The sequence below is a fragment of the Allomuricauda sp. F6463D genome (assembly GCF_023015965.1).
GTDB lineage: Bacteria > Bacteroidota > Bacteroidia > Flavobacteriales > Flavobacteriaceae > Flagellimonas.
This window is the reverse complement of sequence record NZ_JALKAN010000001.1, coordinates 872,577-894,631: the sequence shown is the minus strand read 5'-3', so window position 1 is coordinate 894,631 and position 22,055 is coordinate 872,577. Positions and strand designations below refer to the sequence as shown.

The 22,055-nt window shown below is 38.9% G+C and carries 17 protein-coding genes; 7 read left to right on the top strand and 10 right to left on the bottom strand.

Annotated features, from left to right (window positions below; translation table 11 throughout):
* Positions 1-60: 60 nt before the first annotated feature.
* The gene (locus MWU56_RS03860; RefSeq protein WP_247042432.1) at positions 61-1,689 is read left to right on the top strand and encodes an ABC-F family ATP-binding cassette domain-containing protein; all 1,629 of its coding nucleotides are present in this window, start codon (positions 61-63) and stop codon (positions 1,687-1,689) included.
* Here MWU56_RS03860 and MWU56_RS03855 read toward each other — a convergent pair.
* Entirely contained in the window at positions 1,686-2,405 is a 720-nt protein-coding gene (locus tag MWU56_RS03855; protein ID WP_247042431.1) for a hypothetical protein, read from the bottom strand. The two genes, MWU56_RS03860 and MWU56_RS03855, sit on opposite strands and share 4 nt — an antisense overlap.
* A gap of 216 nt (positions 2,406-2,621) precedes the next feature.
* Between MWU56_RS03855 and MWU56_RS03850 the strand changes: the two genes are divergently transcribed.
* Positions 2,622-3,152: a fasciclin domain-containing protein gene (locus tag MWU56_RS03850; RefSeq protein ID WP_247042429.1), complete on the top strand. Its 531-nt coding sequence runs from the start codon at positions 2,622-2,624 to the stop codon at positions 3,150-3,152.
* Here the strand turns inward: MWU56_RS03850 and pheT are convergent, their stop codons facing one another.
* Positions 3,153-5,564, bottom strand: coding sequence for a phenylalanine--tRNA ligase subunit beta (pheT, locus tag MWU56_RS03845; protein ID WP_247042427.1), 2,412 nt, complete (start codon positions 5,562-5,564; stop codon positions 3,153-3,155). It abuts the gene before it with no gap.
* Positions 5,565-5,694: 130 nt separating this feature from the next.
* On the opposite strand from pheT, the gene MWU56_RS03840 reads away from it, so the two are divergent.
* A complete protein-coding gene (locus MWU56_RS03840) occupies positions 5,695-6,933 on the top strand; it encodes a peroxiredoxin family protein (protein WP_247042426.1) in 1,239 nt (412 codons plus the stop codon).
* A gap of 8 nt (positions 6,934-6,941) precedes the next feature.
* Here the strand turns inward: MWU56_RS03840 and leuB are convergent, their stop codons facing one another.
* Both leuB and MWU56_RS03830 read right to left on the bottom strand, forming a co-directional pair.
* Positions 6,942-8,060: a 3-isopropylmalate dehydrogenase gene (gene leuB, locus MWU56_RS03835; RefSeq protein WP_247042424.1), complete on the bottom strand. Its 1,119-nt coding sequence runs from the start codon at positions 8,058-8,060 to the stop codon at positions 6,942-6,944.
* Positions 8,061-8,074: 14 nt separating this feature from the next.
* Positions 8,075-9,247: a 2-isopropylmalate synthase gene (locus MWU56_RS03830; RefSeq protein WP_247042423.1), complete on the bottom strand. Its 1,173-nt coding sequence runs from the start codon at positions 9,245-9,247 to the stop codon at positions 8,075-8,077.
* A 147-nt stretch (positions 9,248-9,394) separates the two neighbouring features.
* Between MWU56_RS03830 and MWU56_RS03825 the strand changes: the two genes are divergently transcribed.
* Entirely contained in the window at positions 9,395-10,939 is a 1,545-nt protein-coding gene (locus tag MWU56_RS03825) for a hypothetical protein (RefSeq protein ID WP_247042422.1), read from the top strand.
* Here the strand turns inward: MWU56_RS03825 and MWU56_RS03820 are convergent.
* Both MWU56_RS03820 and panB read right to left on the bottom strand, forming a co-directional pair.
* Positions 10,929-11,639 carry an RluA family pseudouridine synthase gene (locus MWU56_RS03820; protein ID WP_262917773.1) on the bottom strand — a complete coding sequence of 237 codons (711 nt, stop codon included), beginning with the start codon at positions 11,637-11,639 and terminating at the stop codon, positions 10,929-10,931. The two genes, MWU56_RS03825 and MWU56_RS03820, sit on opposite strands and share 11 nt — an antisense overlap.
* Before the next feature lie 14 nt (positions 11,640-11,653).
* Complete coding sequence (gene panB, locus MWU56_RS03815; protein WP_247042421.1) at positions 11,654-12,472, bottom strand: 3-methyl-2-oxobutanoate hydroxymethyltransferase; 819 nt, start codon at positions 12,470-12,472, stop codon at positions 11,654-11,656.
* A gap of 70 nt (positions 12,473-12,542) precedes the next feature.
* Here panB and MWU56_RS03810 point away from each other — a divergent pair, with 70 nt between their 5' ends.
* A complete protein-coding gene (locus MWU56_RS03810) occupies positions 12,543-13,022 on the top strand; it encodes a nuclear transport factor 2 family protein (RefSeq protein ID WP_247042420.1) in 480 nt (159 codons plus the stop codon).
* Here MWU56_RS03810 and MWU56_RS03805 read toward each other — a convergent pair.
* Complete coding sequence (locus tag MWU56_RS03805; protein ID WP_247042419.1) at positions 13,019-14,443, bottom strand: L-serine ammonia-lyase; 1,425 nt, start codon at positions 14,441-14,443, stop codon at positions 13,019-13,021. The two genes, MWU56_RS03810 and MWU56_RS03805, sit on opposite strands and share 4 nt — an antisense overlap.
* Before the next feature lie 77 nt (positions 14,444-14,520).
* Positions 14,521-15,684, bottom strand: coding sequence for a Gfo/Idh/MocA family protein (locus MWU56_RS03800; RefSeq protein WP_247042418.1), 1,164 nt, complete (start codon positions 15,682-15,684; stop codon positions 14,521-14,523).
* A 214-nt stretch (positions 15,685-15,898) separates the two neighbouring features.
* Here MWU56_RS03800 and dnaK point away from each other — a divergent pair, with 214 nt between their 5' ends.
* Positions 15,899-17,812 (top strand): molecular chaperone DnaK, encoded by a 1,914-nt coding sequence (gene dnaK, locus MWU56_RS03795; RefSeq protein WP_247042417.1) that lies wholly within the window; start codon positions 15,899-15,901, stop codon positions 17,810-17,812.
* Positions 17,813-17,885: 73 nt separating this feature from the next.
* Here dnaK and MWU56_RS03790 read toward each other — a convergent pair whose 3' ends face one another.
* Complete coding sequence (locus MWU56_RS03790) at positions 17,886-18,530, bottom strand: response regulator transcription factor (protein WP_247042414.1); 645 nt, start codon at positions 18,528-18,530, stop codon at positions 17,886-17,888.
* Positions 18,531-19,221: 691 nt separating this feature from the next.
* Entirely contained in the window at positions 19,222-20,070 is an 849-nt protein-coding gene (locus MWU56_RS03785; protein ID WP_247042413.1) for a hypothetical protein, read from the bottom strand.
* A gap of 392 nt (positions 20,071-20,462) precedes the next feature.
* On the opposite strand from MWU56_RS03785, the gene MWU56_RS03780 reads away from it, so the two are divergent.
* Positions 20,463-21,953: a potassium/proton antiporter gene (locus MWU56_RS03780; RefSeq protein WP_247042411.1), complete on the top strand. Its 1,491-nt coding sequence runs from the start codon at positions 20,463-20,465 to the stop codon at positions 21,951-21,953.
* Positions 21,954-22,055 lie beyond the last annotated feature (102 nt).

Genomic DNA, 22,055 nt, shown 5'->3' with positions numbered 1-22,055 from the left:
TTTTTAATTAGAATTACGAGTCCTATTTAGCTATTTTTGCAAAAAAATAAAAATAGTTTCATGTTATCAGTATCGAATTTATCCGTACAGTTTGGCAAAAGAATTTTGTTCGATGAGGTTAACGTAACCTTTGCTCAAGGTAACTGTTATGGTATCATTGGAGCCAATGGCGCAGGAAAATCCACATTTTTAAAAATCCTTTCTGGACAGCTAGATCCTACCTCCGGCCATGTTCACTTAGAACCGGGTAAGCGTATGTCCATATTGGAACAGAACCATAACGCTTACGATGAATTCCCGGTATTGGAAACAGTAGTGATGGGTAATAAGCCCCTGTTTAAAATAAAAAAGGAAATCGACGCACTGTATGCGGATTATACTGATGAAAATGCCGAGAAAATAGGCGAACTTCAAGTAAAGTTCGAGGAGATGAACGGCTGGAACGCCGATAGTGATGCGGCAGCAATGTTATCCAATCTTGGAATTCCAGAAGACTTGCACTACACCAACATGGCGGACTTGGATTCTAAATTAAAAGTTAGGGTTCTTTTGGCCCAAGCATTGTTTGGCAACCCAGACGTGCTGATTATGGATGAGCCTACGAACGATTTGGATTACGATACCATTAATTGGTTGGAAAACTTCTTGGCCAATTATGACAATACGGTAATCGTGGTTTCTCACGATAGACACTTTTTAGATGCGGTTTGCACCACTATTGCAGATATTGATTTTGGGAAAATCAACTTGTTTTCCGGAAACTATACATTTTGGTATGAGAGTAGCCAGCTAGCCGCTCGACAAAGAGCCCAGCAGAACAAAAAGGCGGAAGAAAAAGCCAAGGAACTTAACGAATTTATCCAAAGATTTAGTGCGAATGTTGCAAAAAGTAAACAAGCTACATCTCGAAAAAAAATGCTGGATAAATTAAAGATTGAGGATATAAAACCATCGAGTAGGAGGTATCCCGCGATTATTTTTGACCGTGAACGCGAAGCTGGAGATCAAATTTTAAATGTGGAGAAATTATCGGCCACATCAGACGACGGAATTCTATTGTTTAAAGATGTGAACATTAATTTGGCAAAAGGCGATAAAGTTGCTATCCTGTCCAAAGATTCGCGTGCCACCACAGCTTTTTATGACATTGTTGCTGGTAAAGCAAAACCTGATAATGGTAAATTTCAATGGGGGGTTACCACAACGCAATCCTATTTGCCTGCGGATAATTCCAATTTTTTTCAGAACGACATGAACTTGGTGGATTGGTTGCGTCAATGGGCCAAGACCGAGGAGGAAAGAGAAGAGGTTTATATTAGAGGCTTCTTGGGAAAAATGCTATTTAGCGGCGAAGAAGCCCTGAAAAAAAGTACTGTATTATCTGGAGGAGAAAAAGTACGCTGTATGCTCAGCCGAATGATGATGTTGAGAGCCAACGTACTTATGCTGGATGAACCAACAAACCACCTTGACCTGGAAAGTATTACTGCCTTCAACAACTCATTGAAGAATTTTAAAGGCACGATACTATTGACTACGCATGACCATGAATTTGTGAATACTGTAGCAAATAGAATCATTGAACTTACGCCAAATGGATGTATTGACCGTTACTTGACTTTTGACGACTATATGTCTGACAAGTCCATTAAAGAGCAGCGCGAAAAAATGTATTCTGTTACTGCTTAGGCATTAAAGTATTTGCTTTTCCAAACGGCAGGGCTAAAGTTTTTACCTAGGGCAAAACCGTAGAAAATTACTATGGCCGCCAAAGATTTGAACATAAAAAAATAGATAATCCAAAACTCTGTTGTAGAACTTTTTTTGGAAAACAGTCCTTCCGGGACCAGCTGGGTGACCAAATAGCTGATAAGAAGTACAACCGCGACCAAGTTGGCAACGTTTTTAAAAGGCCATGCAAAAAGTTTTCGCAATGGATGCAGGTCATTCCCCCATTTATGTATCAAATAGTAATAATCGTTTCCGATAGGAGCAAATAGCAAAGGGTCGTCCTTGTCTTCCAATTTGAATAGTTTGGAAGGTGCCATTATTTTATAGCCTTTGATTTCGGTATTGTGGAGAACTTCGAGATGCTTTATTTTGGAAATTGCAGTTTGAGGAATTTCTCCTTTAAAAAAAGAACTGTCCAAAAAGCGTAACCTGTAGTCGATGCATATTTCTTTGATTTGATCAATATGGAAGATTTTTTCTGTTTCTAAGAAATCTAAATCAAAGGTATTGGAGATGGAACTCCTTTTAGATTTAAGTTGATCGTAAATTTCACTTTCATTATCATAATCCTGATTGAGTATCTGCTGGACCTCAGTTAAAATTTGCTCGCTGTCAACACTCTTATTTCTGATTTTTTGAAGTTTCCGCTCAATGTTAGTTCTTTTCAAAATCATGCCATTTATTTTGGTAATCTATTCAAATTTAAGGATTTACTTTTTCGGCGACCATCTTGGTCGTGCCAATCAAATGTTAAGTTTTTGTTAAATAGATTTTTACCACATATTGAATGTGGAATTGATGGCGAAAAAAATGTAACTTATCGAACTTATTGGTAGTTAATCGTATAATTGTAATAATAATATCAAGTCTCAACTGTTGACCATATCATAATGAAAGCCCCCTTATCTAAATTCCTACTAGGCCTAAGTTTGGTTTTTTCCACTTACGCTGCCGCTCAAAATACATCCAATACCCTGTCCTACGCAACTGACAAACTAGATAATCATAAAATCCTTTTGAATGCAGTAAATGCCACGGAACTAGGTGCCTTATTGGCAAAATCCGGACCCTTTACGATTTTTGCTCCTTCCGACGCAGCTTTTGCAGAGTTTTCAAACAATAAAATAATGGAACTGATTAATTCGGAGGACAAAAGTGCTTTAAAATCATTGTTGACCTATCATATTGTAGCAGGACAATTAACTGCCTCCCGAATATTGCGAGCAATGTCCAGGGGAAATGGAAAAGCAAGTTTCACAACCGTGCAGGGTAAAAAATTAATGGCGCATATGGATGGTTATGACATTGTTTTAACCGATTTGGTTGGTAATACTGCTAGGATTACCACAGCCGACCTCAATTTAGAAAATAAAGGTATAGTTCACGAAATAGACAGTGTGATTTTACCTGTTCGAATGTAACTAGCGAAGTTCTGCTCCCAATTGATTTTGATACTGGGTCAATAGTTTGCCCATTATCTTATCAATTTGTTTATCCGTTAGAGTTTTCTTTTCATCCATCAACGTAAAGCTTACCGCATAGGATTTTTTCCCATCTGGAAGGTTTTTACCTGTGTATACATCAAATAAGCTCACTTTTTTAAGGAGTTTCTTCTCTGTGTTCCATGCAATGTCGTACACTTTTTGGAAAGAAATGGTATCGTCCAGTAACAAAGCAAAATCCCTGGTCACTTCTGGGAATTTTGGAATTTCTTTGAAAACTATGTTTTTTGTGCTAACAGATTCCAATATGGCATCCCAATCCAAATCTGAATAAAAAACCTCCTGCTTAATGTCGAATTGCTTTAGAGGGGCTTTTCCAATCAATCCCAAAGAAGCTAATACCTTATTATCTTTTATATATGTAATACCCTCGGCATAATCTTCATTGGTCAAAGGTTTTATATCAACATCAACTAGACCTAAACGATCAAATACATTTTCTACGATACCTTTTAAGTAGAAAAATTCAGTTTTTTTCGAAGTTACCGCCCAACTATTTTGTGTACGGTCTCCTGAAATAAAAATGGAAAGATGTTGTTTTTCCTTATGTCCGCCATCCACTTTGTGGTAGGTTTTGCCAAATTCGAACAGCTTAAGGTCGTTTTTTTGTCTATTGTGGTTATAACTTACCGTTTGAAGGCCTGAATGTAACATTGATGTTCTTAGAACGGATAAATCTGAACTCAAAGGATTCAACATCTGCACCGCACTTTCATCGCCAGCGGTGATTTCTGAAGAAACCAAACTATTGGTCATTATTTCAAAAAAACCTTTTGCTGCCAAAGTATTTCCAATCACATCTTGAATTCTGTGATTTTCAAATCGAGATGACTTGGCGATTGATGCGTTTAATTTCTCCTTAAAATCAATATTGTTGTAACCATAAACTCTTAAAATCTCTTCGATTACATCAACTTCTCTGGTAACATCGACCCGATAGGTTGGGATAGTGAGCCCAATTCCTGATTCTGTGATATTGTTGATTCGAATTTCCAAGGAAGATAGAATGGATTTAATAGTATCCTGTGGTATTTCTTGGCCAATCAATGAGTTTATTTTATCAAAAGTCAAGAATACCTGACTTTCTTGTGGCTTTTTAGGGAATAGGTCAACAATTTCAGATGTGATGTAACCGCCTGCAATCTCTCTGAGTAAAAGCGCAGCCCTTTTAAGGGCATATTTAGTCAAATTAATGTCGATACCACGTTCAAATCTAAAGGAAGCATCTGTGTTTAACCCATGTCTTTTAGCCGTTTTTCTTATGGATACAGGGTCAAAATATGCACTTTCCAAAAATATGGATGTAGTATGTTCGGTCACTCCCGAAGTAAGACCACCAAAAACTCCTGCAATACACATAGGGCTATCGGCATCACAGATCATTAGGTCATCTTCGTGTAATATACGTTCAACCTCGTCCAAGGTTGTGAATTTTGTTCCTGCAGGTAAGGTTTTGACTTCAACCTTGCTTCCTTTTATTTTGGATGCATCAAAAGCATGCAATGGTTGTCCCAATTCATGTAACACATAATTTGTAACGTCCACAACATTGTTGATAGGGGCTAAGCCAATGGCCTTTAACCGGTTCTTTAACCAATCTGGGGACTCTTGTACTATCAGGTTGCTAATGGTGACCCCACAATACCGTGGCGCCAAATCACTCTCCATAACTTCAACATCAATCTTTAAAGACCTGTTGTCTATAGAAAAATTGCTAGTGGAAGGTGTAACAAGTTCTTTTTGAATTTCTTTTTGCTCCAGGCCAGCTTTCAAATCTCGAGCAACACCATAATGACTCATGGCATCAGCACGGTTTGGGGTGAGTCCTATTTCAAAAACCTCGTCACTTTCAATATCAAATACTTGGGAGCAAGGGGTGCCAGGTAGCAACTCCTCATTAAGCACCATAATTCCATCATGGCTATCGCCTATACCAATCTCATCTTCAGCACATATCATACCTTGGCTGACCTCTCCACGGATTTTCCCTTTTTTTATTACCCATGATTCACCTTCTTTGGTATAAAGGGTAGTGCCAACAGTAGCTACAGGGACTTTTTGTCCTTCGGCCACATTAGGTGCACCACAAACTATTTGCAAAGGAGTCTCTTGCCCAACATCTACGGTGGTTATTTTAAGTCTATCTGCATTAGGGTGTTTCTCGCAGGTTAGCACATGACCAACTACAATACCCGATAAACCACCTTTAACTGATTCAAATTGGGCAACACCTTCAACCTCCAGGCCTAAATCTGTTAAAAGTTCACCCGTTTTTTGAGTGTCCCAATCAAGTTGCAAAAATTGTTTTAACCAGTTATAAGAAATCTTCATACCCCATTTTTAGAGGGGACAAATATATAACAATAGAGGAACAGATTCAACGATAATAATGACCTTAAAACGTGTCGGTTGTTTTGTTTTAAAATCTATTTCCTACTTTTAAGGAAAAATCTTGCATTTAATGAATAGGCTGACGCTAATTTTGGGAGGGGTTATTTTGTTTTTGACCGCTTGCAACAATGAGAAAACACTAAAATTGACAGAAGGGGATTGGCTTGGTGAAATGGAAGTTTCAGAATCTCAACAATTACCTTTTGAGTTTACACTAACAACAACTGCAGATGGCGGCTACGTCATGAAAGTGTACAATGCTGAAGAAGTTGTTACTATCGATGAGTTCACCATTAATGGTGACTCCATCAATATAAGAATGCCGATTTTTGATGGACATATAACAGGTACCTTTACGCCTAAAAAGATAACAGGTGAGTTTATTGAAGAAAGTAAGGACCGTAAAGTTCCATTTGTGGCCACGTACGGTGCAAGGGATCGTTTTAAAGTAGTGAACGACGCAGCAGTTAACATTTCTGGGATTTGGGAAACTTATTTTAGCATAAATAAGGAAGATGAGTATCCCGCAAAAGGGATTTTTAGGCAGAATGGAAACAAGGTGAAAGGTACTTTTAGAACCAATACAGGCGATTATAGGTACTTAGATGGTGTAGTGACCGGGGATAGTTTAAAGCTTTCCGCATTTGACGGTTCCCATGTATTCTTATTCTTGGCCCAAGTCACGGATAGTACACTGAACGGTACATTTTACTCAGGCGAGCATACGGTTCAGGATTTTCTGGGCGCCAGGAATGAGGCCTTTGAGCTTCCGGATTCCAATGAGCTGACTTTTTTGAGGGAGGGCTATGATACATTTGACTTCTCTTTTCCAAACTCGGAAGGTGAGATGGTGAGTTTGCAAGATTCTATTTTCAAGGATAAACCTGTGCTTGTGCAAATAATGGGTACTTGGTGCACCAATTGTTTGGATGAAACACGATTCTATGTCGATTTCATCAATAAAAACCCGGATATTGACATACAGTTTGTAGGGCTTGCCTTTGAGTATGCTAAAACTGAGGAAAAGGCGTTTGAAGGGATTAAAAGACTTCAAGAACGGGAAGAGGTACCATATCCTATTTTGTTGGCCCAATATGGAACATCCAACAAGCAAAGGGCGAATGAAAAGTTACCAATGCTAAATCACATCCTATCTTATCCAACATCTATTTATTTAAATAAAAAGGGAGGGGTGCATAAAATCCATACAGGTTTTAATGGACCTGCAACAGGAGAGAAATTTGATGAGTTCAAGTTAGAGTTCAATAAAACGATTGAAGCGTTGACTTCGGAGAGTGCAGAAAATTAGAATTGGTATTAAATAATTGTTGATTTGCCTAAATCAATATTCTCATCGTTCATGAGAAAATTATCGTCGATATCTACAATATTATGGGCTATAAAATCACCGACCTGATTGGTTCCGTATTGGCTGTTCTCTTTTAAATCTGGAGTTACTATACCCTTTTTTAAAGATTTATCTACCGCTTTTTTTACGGCCATCGCCTCTTCGGTCAACCCAAAATGATCCAATAGCATTGCTGCTGATAGAATTGCGGCAATCGGGTTGGCAATGTCTTTACCTTTATCATTCGGGTACGAACCATGAACGGGTTCGAACATTGCATTTTCCTCACCAATGGAGGCAGATGCTAACAATCCAGTAGAACCACTTATAACGCTTCCTTCATCAGATAATATAGCACCGAACAAATTTTCTGTCAAAATAACATCAAACTGTCTGGGGTTAAGAATAATTTCCATGGCAGCATTGTCCACAAATAAAAAATCCAGGGCCACTTCAGGGTAACTCTCTCCAATTTTGGTAACAACTTTACGCCAGAGCCTAGAGGACTCGAGGACATTCGCTTTGTCCACCAAAGTCAGCTTTCTTTTCCGGTTTTTTGCAGCTTTAAATGCCAAATGTGTGATACGGCTTATTTCACTTTCGGAATATTCACATATATCTGATGCAACCGTCCCTTCTTCGTTTAGTTTTTTCTCCCCAAAATAAATGCCTCCTGTGAGTTCGCGGTAAATAACAAAATCCGCCCCCTTAATCGCACTTTTCTTTAAAGGCGATTTATCCAATAAAGTTGAATGTGATAAAATAGGTCTAATGTTTGCAAAAAGACCTAATTCTTTACGTAGTTGGAGTAGTCCTTGTTCCGGTCTTACCTTGGCATCGGGGTTATTATCATATTTTGGGTCACCTATGGTTCCGAAAAGAATAGCATCGGACTCTTTACAAAGTTTAAGTGTGGAATCGGGTAGGGAGACTCCTTTGTTGTCAATGGCAATGGTACCAATGGATGCTTCTTTAAAAATAAAGTGTTGATTAAACGTTTCTTCTACTGCTTCCAAACATTTCACTGCTTGCGCCAACACTTCGGGACCAACCCCATCTCCTGGTAACAATGCTATTTTTAATGTCATAGGGTAACCGTTGTTTATGCCAAGTTTTTCATGCCAATACTGCTGGTTTCAACAATTTGGTGGATATCTTCATCTAAAATTTCTTTTTTAACATCGGCAAATTTCAGGAAGTTTTGATATACCGTATCCAATTGCAATTTTGTAAGCTCGTAACCTACATTTTTTGCTCGGTAAGCCAAAGCTGCGCGTCCACTTCTAGCTGTCAAGACAATAGATGATTCACTGACCCCAACATCTTGTGGATCAATAATTTCATACGTTTCCCTCTGTTTGATTACTCCATCTTGGTGGATACCAGAGCTATGGGCAAAAGCGTTAGACCCTACAATGGCTTTATTGGGTTGCACGGGCATTCCCATTTTCTGTGAAACCATTTGGCTGGTATCCCAAAGCAATTTACTGTTGATGTTAGTATCCAAGTTTAAGTGAGGATGCTGTCTCATCACCATCACTACCTCTTCCAAGGAAGTGTTTCCAGCTCTTTCTCCAATTCCATTAATGGTGCATTCAATTTGTCTGGCTCCGTTAATGACGCCGGCAATAGAATTGGCAGTGGCCAAACCTAAATCGTTATGGCAATGGCAAGAAAGAATCGCTTTATCAATACCCGTTACATTTTCTTTTAAATACTTCATTTTTGCGCCATATTCTTCAGGCAAGCAATAACCTGTAGTATCTGGAATGTTGAGTACAGTTGCCCCTGCTTTTATAACCGCCTCACAGATGCGAGCCAAAAATTCGTTATCAGTACGGCCTGCATCCTCTGCATAGAACTCAACATCTTCCACAAAGGTTTTTGCATAAGCTACGGCATCTATGGCTCGCTCTATAATTTTATCTTGTGTGGAGTTGAATTTGTACTTGATGTGTGATTCGGAAGTTCCAATTCCAGTATGTATTCTTGGTCTCTTGGCGTCCTTAATGGCTTCCGAAGCAACTTCGATATCTTTTTTAACCGCACGGGTCAACCCACAAACCGTCGCATTCTTGACCAATTTGGCAATTTCGTTCACGGACCTAAAATCCCCGGGACTGGATATGGGGAATCCTGCTTCAATTACATCAACCCCTAGTTCATCCAAGCGTTCGGCAATGATTAATTTTTGCTCGGTATCCAATTTACAGCCGGGTACCTGTTCTCCATCCCTAAGTGTTGTATCAAAAATTTCTACCTTATCTTTACCCATTATATCAAGCGGTTTTTTTCTATTACTTACGAAAGTAGGGAAGGGGTGCTGAAGATCAAAAGAGACTATGAGCATGTTACAACGTTAAACTGCTTTTTGTGCAATGTAAACAACTGTAGTACAGTTGTTTAAATAATATTTTTTACGATGACAAATGCCCATAAGGACGCATTGTTTGTACTAGTAAAATCGCTTTCTAAGTCCGAAAAACGTCAATTTAAACTTTATGTTGGCCGATTGGGGGTTAATGCGGACGCTAAATTTTTGGCGCTGTTTAACCTCTTGGATAAAATGCGAAAATATGATGAACGGCAGATTTTGGATAGTGGTATTGTTAAAAAGTCGCAGCTTTCCAATTTAAAGGCGCATTTATATAAGCAAATTTTGGTCAGCTTACGGTTGAACCCAGTGAACCAGAATGTTCGAATACAGATACGGGAACAACTTGATTTTGCTACAATCCTTTATCAAAAAGGATTATATAAGCAAAGCTTGAAAATTCTGGAAAAAGCAAAAAGCTTCGCCATTGAGAACGAGGAGAAGAACATTGCTTATGAAATTGTGGAGTTGGAAAAGGTGATTGAAACCCAATATATCACTCGAAGTATACCTGATAGAGCGGATGAACTTGCGATTGAGGCGAAGGAACTTTCTGCTCAAAATGTGATGACCAGTAAGTTATCCAACCTTTCACTTCAACTTTATGGAATGATGTTGAAAGTTGGTTATGTGAGAAGTGATGAGGATCTGCAAAAAGTTAAGAGCTATTTTGATGAGCATACACCTAAATATGAAATTGATAAACTTGGTTTTCGTGAAAAGTTATGGCTCTACAAAGCACATTTATGGTATAGTCTTTTAATTCAGGACTTTTTGTCAGCCTACAAATATGCAAGTAAATGGGTGGATTTGTTTTATGAAAATGAGCACATGGTTCCGTTGAACCCAGTATTTTTCTTAAAAGGGAACCACTACCTTTTAGAATCTCTTTTCTTTGTTAAATATGCCTCGCAGTTTAGACAAACTTTGGAGCGTTTGGAGGAACAAGTAAAAGATGCGAAATTTCCGCAAAACGATAATATCAGTTCACTTGCCTTTTTATATATAAACTCCAATAAATTAAACTTGCATTTTTTGGAGGGCACTTTTGATAAAGGAATCTATTTGGTGAACATTATCGAGTACGGTATAAAAAAACATAAACAACAGATAGACGAGCATCATATAATGTTGCTTTATTACAAAATTGCTTGTCTTTATTTTGGAAATGGGGACAACAAAAACTGTATTGCCTATTTGAAAAAAATCATTTCAAATAAAAAATTGAAAATGCGAGAGGACCTTATGTGCTTTGCGCGTGTGTTGAGCTTGGTAGCGCATTACGAAGCAGGGATGGACTATCATTTAGAAGTTCAACTTAAAAGCACCTATAAGTTCTTGTTGAAAATGAACGATTTGCATGAGGTTCAAAAGGAAATGATCAAGTTTTTGAGAAACCTTGGTGATATCTACCCTACCGATTTAAAAGGCGAATTCCAAAAGCTGTATAATGAGTTAAAGAAATATGAGAACCACCCATATGAAAAGCGGGCATTTTTATATTTGGATATCCTTTCTTGGCTGGAAAGCCATTTGCAGAACAAACCTGTCTCAGAAATAATAAGGGAGAAGGCCTTAAAGCTTACTCGCTGATACAGGCATTCCAAACAGCGTCCTTTGGCGGTGCAGCCACGAATGTAATAGGTTCTTTTTTTACGGGATGAAGAATTGCCAAGCTCCTGGCGTGCAAGTGAATGCCACCATCTTTATTGCTGCGGTCGGCCCCATATTTTAAATCCCCTTTTATAATACAACCCATAGCTGCCAACTGAGCTCTGATTTGATGATGTCTGCCCGTTTTTAAATCAATTTCCAAGAGAAAATAGTTGTCCAGCTTTTTTATCACTTTGTAATCCAACACAGCTTCTTTGCTATTGGGCACTTCTTTGGAGTGAGCGTAGGATTTGTTTTGCTTAGGGTTTCGAACCAGCCAATGGGTTAAAGAACCACTTTCTTGTTCAGGTAAATTTTTAACAACCGCCCAATATATCTTTTTCGTTTCCCCTTGGGCAAACATTTTATTTAGACGGGGGAGCGCCTTGGATGTTTTGGCAAACACCACTATTCCGGAAGTTGGACGGTCCAAACGATGTACAACACCCAAATACACATTACCAGGTTTGTTATACTTTTCTTTTAAATACTCTTTGACAACTTCGCTCAATGGGTCGTCGCCGGTTTTATCACCTTGAACAATATCACCCACGCGTTTATTGACCACAATTAAGTGGTTGTCTTCAAAAATGACTTGAAGGTTGTTAGGTGAGGAATGTCTGTTATTGTTAATTGACAATTGTTGATTGGAATTTAATACGATTCTTCTTCATTGGGGAAATCCCGACTTTTTACATCGTCCACATATTGGGATACTGCTTTGCTCATTTCATCATAAAGGTTTGAGTACCTTCTCAAAAACCTAGGATTAAATTCATGAGTCATTCCCAACATATCGTGCACTACCAAGACTTGACCATCAACACCACCTCCTGCGCCAATACCGATTACGGGTATGGAGACACTCTCCGCTACCTCTTTGGCCAGTTTCGCCGGTATTTTTTCCAAAACAATGGCAAAACATCCCAATTCTTCCAATAATTTGGCATCTGATTTCAGCTTTTCTGCCTCTTCTTCTTCTTTGGCACGTACAGTATAAGTTCCGAATTTGTAAATGGATTGGGGGGTCAACCCCAAGTGCCCCATTACAGGTATCCCTGCCTCCAAAATTCGACTGATGGAAATTTTGATTTCTTCCCCACCTTCTACTTTTACGGCATGGGCTCCGCTTTCTTTCATAATGCGGATTGCTGAGCGCAAAGCTTCTTTGGAATCACCTTGGTAGCTTCCAAAAGGAATATCCACCACGACCAACGCTCTTTTTGCCGCACGCACCACAGAAGTGGCATGATAGATCATTTGGTCAAGGGTAATGGGTAAAGTAGTTTCATGGCCCGCCATTACATTGCTGGCAGAATCTCCTACCAAAATGGCATCTACATTGGCACCATCCACAATTTTGGCCATGGAGTAATCGTAGGAGGTAAGCATGCTGATTTTCTCACCGTGCTTTTTCATATCCACCAACGATTTTACGGTTACCCTTTTATATTCTTTTTTTGCTGTAGACATTGTAATTTTATTTGATGGCTAAAAGTAAGCAGATTTGTTTAATTTAGGCTTCAATCGAAAAACTAATACCATGAAAAAACTGTTAAGTTGTACCGTTTTATTTGCTGTTGGGGTATTGACGTATGCTCAAGGTCCGAACTCATCAAATATAGAAGCCGAAAATCAAATAAAACAAGTCATAGAAACTTTTTTTGATGGTTTTCACAAACAAGACTCAACAATTATTAAGGCTACTGTTACCGATGAGATTGTTTTGCAAACAACGAGTATAGGGGAAGAGGGGAAAACACTTTTCAGAACCGAAGAATTTTCAAAATTTTTAAAGTCCATTGTGGGTATACCGAAAAGTACCTCGTTCGAGGAAAAACTCACGTCATTTTCCATTCAAGTGGATAGGACCATGGCAAATGCTTGGGTTGGATATGAGTTTTGGATGAATGGTGAGTTCAGTCATTGTGGAATCAATTCGTTCCAACTTATCAATTTTGATGGCGAATGGAAGATTATCTATCTTATTGATACTAGGGGCAAAGATGGGTGTTTGAATTAGCAATCGCTTAAAAATACACCCACTGCAAGGCCTCCTTCGGAGGTTTCTTTGTACTTTGAGCTCATGTCTTTCGCTGTTTCCCACATGGTGTTCACTACTTTGTCCAAAGGTACTTTTGCATCGTTTGGATCGGTATCCAGTGCCAATTCGGCTGCATTTATAGCTTTTATGGCCCCCATGGCATTGCGTTCAATACAAGGAACTTGCACCAATCCACCGATGGGATCGCAGGTGAGTCCTAAATGATGTTCCATTGCGATTTCAGCAGCGATTAGTACTTGTTCGGGCGAACCTCCCATGAGCTCTGTTAGACCCGCGGCGGCCATAGCAGAGGATACCCCGATTTCTGCTTGACACCCTCCCATGGCGGCAGAAATGGTAGCGCCCTTTTTAAAGATACTGCCCACTTCGCTCGCTACCAATAAAAATTGTTTTACATCATCGAAATTGGCATCGTGGTTTTCAATGACCATATAATACATTAAAACGGATGGGATAACCCCAGCACTCCCATTGGTTGGAGCGGTGACAACTCGTCCAAGAGAAGCGTTCACTTCGTTGACACTTAAAGCAAAGCAACTGACCCATTTAATGATTTGACGGAATCTAACTTCGGTATCTCGAATACTTTCCAGCCATTCTTGGGGATTGGAATAAGGGGTGTTCCCTTTTAGTTTCAGATGCATCTCGAAAGCACGCCTTTTAACATTTAAGCCACCGGGAAGTTTCCCTTCGGTATGGCAGCCGGTAAACATACATTCCAGCATGGCATTCCAAATACGTGCAATTCCTTCGTCAATTTCTGACTCGGTTCTTAGAGAGAGCTCGTTCTCCATCACAATTCTGGAAATGGATTTATTTTGGGCGTTACAATGTTGGAGCAACTCATCACCTGTTTTTACAGGGTGTGGAAATGTATTAAATGTTGCTTTATTCTCTTTAGCGTGTGTGAGCTCCTCTTTTACCACAAAACCACCACCAATTGAATAATAGGTTTCAGTAATCGTTTTGCCATTGGTTAATTCTGCTTCAAATCGCATACCATTGGCATGGAAGGGCAAAAATTCTTTTTTGAAGATTATATCATCCTTAAAGTTGAAAGGAATCACTTTTTTTCCACCAAAATCCAATTTGTTTTTAGCCTTTATATCATCAATACTTTCTGGAATACTGTCAATCGCTACGGTTACAGGGTCTTTGCCCAATAATCCCATCACCACGGCGATGTCCGTAGCATGCCCTTTGCCTGTAAGACAAAGTGATCCGTAGAGGTATATTTTTATGCGATTTACTGATTCAAAAATCTTTTGCTCTTCAAGTTCAGCAATCCAACGTTCGGCAGCACGCCACGGCCCAAGGGTGTGGGAGCTCGAAGGTCCTACACCGATTTTAAGCATATCAAAAATACTGATACATTCCACGCTTTTAGTTTAAAGTAAAGGTAGGAGGATTTAAATAAATCAAAAAATTTTGTTGCAAGCAGGATGGAAAATTAGCTTCACCCCATATTCAATCTAAACGCTTTTTCTTGTGCGTGTATTGCCAGTTCCATGGCCAAGAAACAATGGTCTTGGATCATGGCGGTCTCGGTACGGTTCACAACATCGCTAACCAATCGTTCACCATAGGGTTTATGCACATTGCTACAGTCAAAATATTTGGTTTCTTTTTGGTCCACTAAAAACAAATGGTTGCCTTGAGGTCTTCCAGAAATATCTATATACTTGCGCATTTCAATATAACCTTCAGTTCCCAGGATAAAGGTTCGGCCATCGCCCCAAGATTCTAAACCGTTGGGAGTAAACCAATCGATTCTAATATAACCCGTAGCATGTCCGCTTCGTACCATCATATCTCCAAAATCTTGATAATTGGGGAAATCTGGCGTGTCAAAATTCCCAATTTGTGAGGTGCTTACCTCGGCATTAGTAGAATTGGTATAGAACAAAAATTGATCGCATTGGTGAGATCCAATATCGCAGAGTATTCCTCCTGACTTTTCTGGATTAAAGAACCACTCGGGCCTGTTTTCTGGTTGCATACGGTGCGGGCCAAGACCAATCGTCTGTATTACCTTGCCAATAGCTCCTTCCAGCACCAGTTTTTCTGCCATTACAGATGCAGAATTATCCAAACGTTCGCTATAGGCAATAGAATAAATGCGACCAGTTTCTTTTTGAACTTTTTTTACTTCGTTAAATTGATCAAAGGTGAGCATACCGGGTTTATCCGACATATAGTCCTTTCCCGATTTCATTACCTTAATACCAATTGGAGCGCGTTCTACGGGAATTGCAGCACTGGCCACCAATTGTATGGAATTGTCCTCGATAATTTCCAGCTCACTTTTTGCAATTTTAGCATTTGGATACTTTCTGATGAAGTTTTTTAAAAGTTCAGGCTCTTTTGCATAAACGGCAACAAGGGTGCCACCGCCAGCTATCAGGGAGTCTACCATTCCGTATATATGGCCGTGGTTGATTCCAATGACCGAAAAACGTATTTTTTTCTTGACCTTAGGTCGATCAGTAGCCTGGACCTTAATTTCCCTGATTTTTTCTGGGTTAAAGCCATGCATGCTTTGGGGAATCATAGCGGTGGCCGCCAACCCTGCTACTGAAGTAGCTCCTTTTCGTAAAAACTTTCTTCTATTGAACTCCATAGTTATGTTGAATTGTCATATGCTGCAAAATAGATAAATAAACATGGTAAACCTCGTTTACGGTAGCAAATAAATGAAGAGTGTTGTGTGGGAGCGAGGATAGTAGCGGGAACAATCAAAATGACATCATGTCATGTTGCTGTGGCTTGGCATATTGTTTGTCATTCAATAAACGATTAAAAAATATAGATACTATTAATTAATAACATATAGAATGAGCAAGATTATAGGTATAGACTTAGGTACGACCAACTCCTGCGTCTCTGTAATGGAGGGTAACGAACCCGTGGTAATTCCAAATGCCGAGGGGAAACGAACCACTCCATCAATGATCGCATTTGTTGAAGGTGGGGAGATAAAGGTTGGTGACCCTGCAAAAAGACAAGCCGTGACCAACCCTCACAAAACGATTTATTCCATTAAGCGTTTTATGGGCAATAAATACTCTGAATCCAGCAAGGAAGCCAAAAGGGTTCCTTATAAGGTGGTAAAAGGAGACAATGATACTCCTAGAGTGGACATTGACGGACGCATGTATACGCCTCAAGAGTTATCAGCTATGATTCTTCAAAAAATGAAGAAAACTGCTGAGGATTACTTGGGACAAGATGTAACCAGAGCGGTAATTACCGTTCCGGCATATTTTAACGATTCACAAAGACAGGCCACCAAAGAAGCTGGTGAAATTGCTGGTTTAACGGTGGAGCGAATTATAAACGAGCCAACTGCCGCTTCATTGGCATATGGACTTGATAAAAAAGACACCGAACAAAAAATAGTGGTGTTTGACTTTGGTGGAGGTACGCACGATGTTTCTATTCTTGAATTGGGAGATGGTGTGTTCGAAGTGTTGGCCACTGATGGAGATACCCATTTGGGAGGTGACGATGTTGACCAAAAAATTATTGATTGGTTGGCCGAAGAGTTCAAAAAAGATGAAGATATGGATCTTCGTGAAGACGCAATGGCACTTCAGCGTTTGAGAGAAGCAGCTGAAAAGGCTAAAATTGAGTTGTCTTCTTCGGCACAAACAGAAATTAATCTGCCTTATGTTACGGCAACGGCTTCAGGGCCTAAACACTTGGTGAGAACATTGTCCAGATCTAAATTTGAGCAGTTGATAGCTGATTTGGTCAAAAGAACAATCGCTCCATGTGAAGCTGCATTAAAATCTGCGGGACTTTCTAAGAGTGATATCGATGAAATTATTTTGGTGGGTGGTTCTACCCGTATTCCTGCGGTACAAGAAGCTGTTGAAAGTTTCTTTGATAAAAAACCATCTAAAGGGGTGAACCCAGATGAGGTTGTGGCCGTTGGTGCCGCTATTCAAGGTGGTGTATTGACAGGAGATGTAAAAGACGTACTCTTATTGGATGTTACCCCACTTTCTTTGGGTATTGAGACCATGGGGGGAGTGTTGACCAAATTGATTGAGGCGAACACAACCATCCCAACGAAGAAATCGCAGGTTTTCTCCACTGCAGCGGATAATCAACCATCAGTTGAGATTCATGTACAGCAAGGGGAAAGGCCTATGGCAGCAGATAACAAAACCATTGGTAGGTTCCACTTGGACGGTATTCCACCAGCACCAAGAGGTACACCTCAAATTGAAGTGACCTTCGATATTGATGCGAACGGTATCATAAAAGTTTCTGCAACAGACAAAGCCACTGGCAAGTCACAGGATATCCGAATCGAGGCTTCTTCTGGATTGACAGAGGAGGAAATCCAAAAGATGAAAGCAGAAGCCGAGGCCAATGCTGAATCTGATAAGAAAGCTAAAGAAACAGCCGATAAATTAAATGAGGCTGATGCGATGATCTTTCAAACAGAGAAGCAATTGAGCGAGTTTGGCGATAAATTGTCCGATGACAAGAAAAAGCCGATCGAGGATGCTTTGGAAGAGTTGAAGAAAGCTTTTGAAGGTAAAGACCTGGCTGTTATTGAGCCTGCTTTGGAAAAAATCAACGAAGCTTGGAAAGTAGCTTCCGAAGAAATGTACAAAGCACAAGCTGAAGCGCAAGGCGGTGGAGCAGATGCATCATCAGGTGCAGGCGAAGCAGCTGGAGGAGATACTTCTGAAGGAGATAATGTAGAAGACGTTGACTTTGAAGAAGTGAAATAATTTTAATTAAGTTATATAAATAGAAAAACCCTGACGAAATCGTCAGGGTTTTTTGTTTCAAAAAATTTCAGGTTTAAGCGGCACTCAACTGCTGCATTTCCATTTCTTTGATTTTTCGCAAAGCTTCGGATTTTGAGTTCACGTTGAGTTTTACATAAATGTTCTGGATATGGAAATTAACCGCGCTAGGCGTAACAAAAAGCTTGTCCGCAATCATTTTATAGGTAAATCCTTGAGTGAGCAATTCTATAATTTCATTTTCTTTTTTGGAAAAAGCATCATAGGATTTTGACTGGAACGAATCAATGATTTTTTTAGCCACATCTAGTTCCAAAGCTATACCATGTTGTTTTAGCGTGTTAAGAGCGTTGTACAGCCTATCCTTTGTAATGGGTTTTATAAGGTATCCGCTAGCCCCATTTTTAAAGGCGTCTTTAATAAGGTTAAAATCGTTTGTTTTACTCATCATTAACACCTTGAGGTCTTTGTTCTTTCGGAAAAAATAATTAAGACCATCAATGCCGGAAATGCCATTGAGCATGGCTTCACAAATAATAATGTCTGGATGTGAGCGTCCAAAGTTGGACAACAACTCGTGAATTGAGCTGTAAGTTCCAAGAAGTTGATACTGATCATTTTCTTGAAAATACTGATTGTAAATGCCGCCGATAGCACCATCATTGTCAATGATGGCAATTTTTAATAAATCTGTTTTCATGATAAGAAAGATTTGGGGGATTAATACTGTTACATAATATTGTTGTAGGTTAAGTTTTGGACATGGGAGTCCTTTTCCGCATTTTTGAAGTTGGGATAAACCAATGTAGCATAACTAGTAATACCCAAAGGACTATTACAGATTAAATTCAACTTAGTTTACTTCAAAATGGGTGTAATCCCTAAAGGGATTAAGCGCTAAAATTTGTGTTTAGTTGAGATGTTCGCCTGTCAAAAAGATAGGCTAAATTGAGGTTTTGGGACGCCTTTTTTTTGAGTGTTGTAGTTTTTGTTCATGACTTAATAGATTTGGGATTGTATTATTTCAATAGTGAATTTATAATTTTTTAACTACCATAGGTAATTTTTGTAGGCATTTTCGTTCAAATGCATATCTTAAAAAATTAAATCACTTTGATGCAGGGCAGGTTATTAACATCAACGATACACATAAAAATCTAGTAATCAGTTTAATACATAAAAAAATAGGATGCCGTCCCATCAGCATCCTATTCTTGGTATAAATCGGTCAGATTGAAATAATACAACCCGCTTTTATGATAGTCTGTCAGTTTCCCCCTGTCTTTCTTATCATTGTCATGAGTGTTTCGAATCTCGGCTATGAAACAACTTCATAAGACACGTCCTCAGGTTTATTGACCGATTCAATAAATTTTTTATGATCAGTACTTCTATTGCTCATCTTGGAAGGAGGTGTCCACATATTCATAGACATCCTCATTAATTGCCGTTTGTAGGCCTGCATCCCTTTCAGCAACATCGTTGTACTGATTCTGCTTACTTGAACGTCCATACGCAACGGTATATTGTGAAACAGTGTTGTTGATTCCTCTGTTGGATACCACAAACCCTAATTTTTTCTCTGGACTCAACTGAATTGCGTACTCATCGTTATTACTATTAATGTGACTGCCCAAATTAACAGATTCGGTAAGTGTATTTTTTGCAACTTGAGAGGCGTATAAATCCAATCCGCCATACCCATCTCTTCCTTCAGAAGCAAAGAATAATAAGGTCTCATTGTAAATGCTAGGATAGAGCTCATCCTCTTTGGTGTTTACCTTAGGGCCAAGATTTTTGGATATTCCCACGGTTCCGTCTGCTGAGATATCAGCTGCGTAAATATCGTATTTTCCAAAAGTTCCCTTCATATTGGAAGCAAAGAACAAACGTGATCCATCGGCCGAAATAGTAGGATGTTTGGCCGAATAGTGTTTTGGACATACATCCAACTTGGTAACATTGGTCCATTCACCGTTTAAATTTTCCACTCGGTAAATCTGATAGACCAATTCCTTTTTGGAGAATACTCCATAGAGAGGCTTTTGATAAATACCTTTACTAAAATAAGCCGTTTTGCCATCTTTGGTAATTGACATGGAGGGCACATAACCATCCAAAGTGGAAACGCTTCCTTCCATTGTGTCGTTAATCATCTTTTTCTCTGACTGTGCAAACATGTTTTGGCTGGTCAGTATAATTCCTGAAATAAGTAAGCTGTAAATAATTGAACGTGTCATGATGTATAGATTTGGGGGTTAATACATGGCAAAGATCAAAAACAATTGAAAAGAATACTTATTAATTTTTCATAGGTTTTTACGTTTAACGACTAAAAAGTGCATTTTATCGAGTATTTTTTAGACAATTAACACTCTTTAAAGTGTCAAATGACGTTTAAACGTCTGTTTTGTGTAATTGAACGATTGTTCATCGAGTTTTTAATGTAATGACCTTAAAGCTATAATATGTATAGACCAACTCTGTATTTTAATAATTCTATAAGAGATATAATCATAAATATTTATTTAAATTAAAGTAACTTCGCTTTTTTTGAAAATAGGGCATATTATTAGTGTTCTATATCATCAAATTCATGAAATAATCTCTAACTCAGTTTGACTGCTTTTACATGAATATTACCATAGAGAATATCATTTTAATTGGTTCTACACTTCTTTTGGTCAGTATTTTGGCAGGTAAAACAAGTTATCGGTTTGGAATCCCAACCTTATTGTTGTTTTTGACCATTGGAATGCTTGCGGGGTCTGATGGTATCGGAGGGATTTATTTTGATAATCCTAAAATTGCGCAATTTATTGGTGTAGTTTCACTTAACTTTATTCTATTTTCAGGGGGATTGGATACCAACTGGCAATCTGTTAGACCAGTACTTAACGAAGGAATAGCGCTTTCAACCATTGGCGTTTTGTTAACAGCGGTGGGTTTGGGGTACTTTGTTTATTTGATTACCGACTTCGGTATTTATGAAAGTTTATTATTGGGTGCTATTGTGTCCTCCACCGATGCGGCTGCGGTATTTTCTATTTTAAGAGGTAAAAATTTAGCCCTTAAAAAGAACTTAAGGCCAACATTGGAGCTGGAGAGTGGTAGTAACGACCCCATGGCCTATGTGCTCACCATTGCGTTTTTGACACTTGTCCAATTTCCTGAAAAAAATATACTTTCCGTACTGCCCATGTTTTTCTTGCAAATGATTCTTGGTGGTGCAGCCGGGTTTCTCTTTGGGAAGTTGAGTAAAATAATAATCAATAGAATCCGGTTGGACTTTGAAGGGCTTTACCCGGTGCTAACCATCGCTTTAATGTTCATCACCTTTTCGGCAACCGACTTTATTGGGGGTAATGGGTTTTTGGCCATTTACATTTGTTCCGTATATCTTGGGAACCATAATTTGATTCACAAGAAAACCATTATGCGAATGTTTGATGGTTTGGCTTGGCTTATGCAGATTGTACTGTTCTTAACCTTGGGGCTACTGGTATATCCTAGTGAAATAGTACCTTATATGGGTATCGGTCTGTTAATTTCGCTTTTCTTGATTTTTGTGGCTCGTCCTTTGGCTGTTATGATCTCTCTACTGCCATTTAGGATGAAGATGAGAAGAAGATTCTACATTTCTTGGGTAGGATTGCGAGGAGCTGTACCCATAGTTTTTGCAACTTATCCATTGTTGGCGGGAATAGATAAGGCCACAACTATATTCAATATTGTTTTTTTCGTGTCTATTACCTCAGTACTTATTCAAGGAAGTACGTTGTCCATAGTTGCCAAATGGTTGCATGTTGGATTGCCGGAAAGCGCAAAACCGTTATCCCCTACGGATGAACTTTTAACGGAACATCCCAAAGCTTTAATGAAAGAGATTTTGATCAAGAAGGATTGCTCTGCCGTAGGATTAAAAATTGTACATCTTGATTTTCCAAAGAAGGCCATAATCGCCATGATTGAACGTGATGGAAACTATCTGATGCCAAATGGTTCAACTGAAATTGAGGCAAATGATAAACTAGTGGTACTCACCGATAAACCAGAAATTTTGGAAAGGGTTTACACATCTCTATCCATGAAAAAGACGCAAGAAACCAAAGAAGTATCGTAATTGGTCTTGTTCAATGATGAGGATTTTCTAATATCCGCTTTAAGTTGATGTTATATAGGCGTTCGATATGTATAAAAAACCTTTATAATGGTTAATTTAACC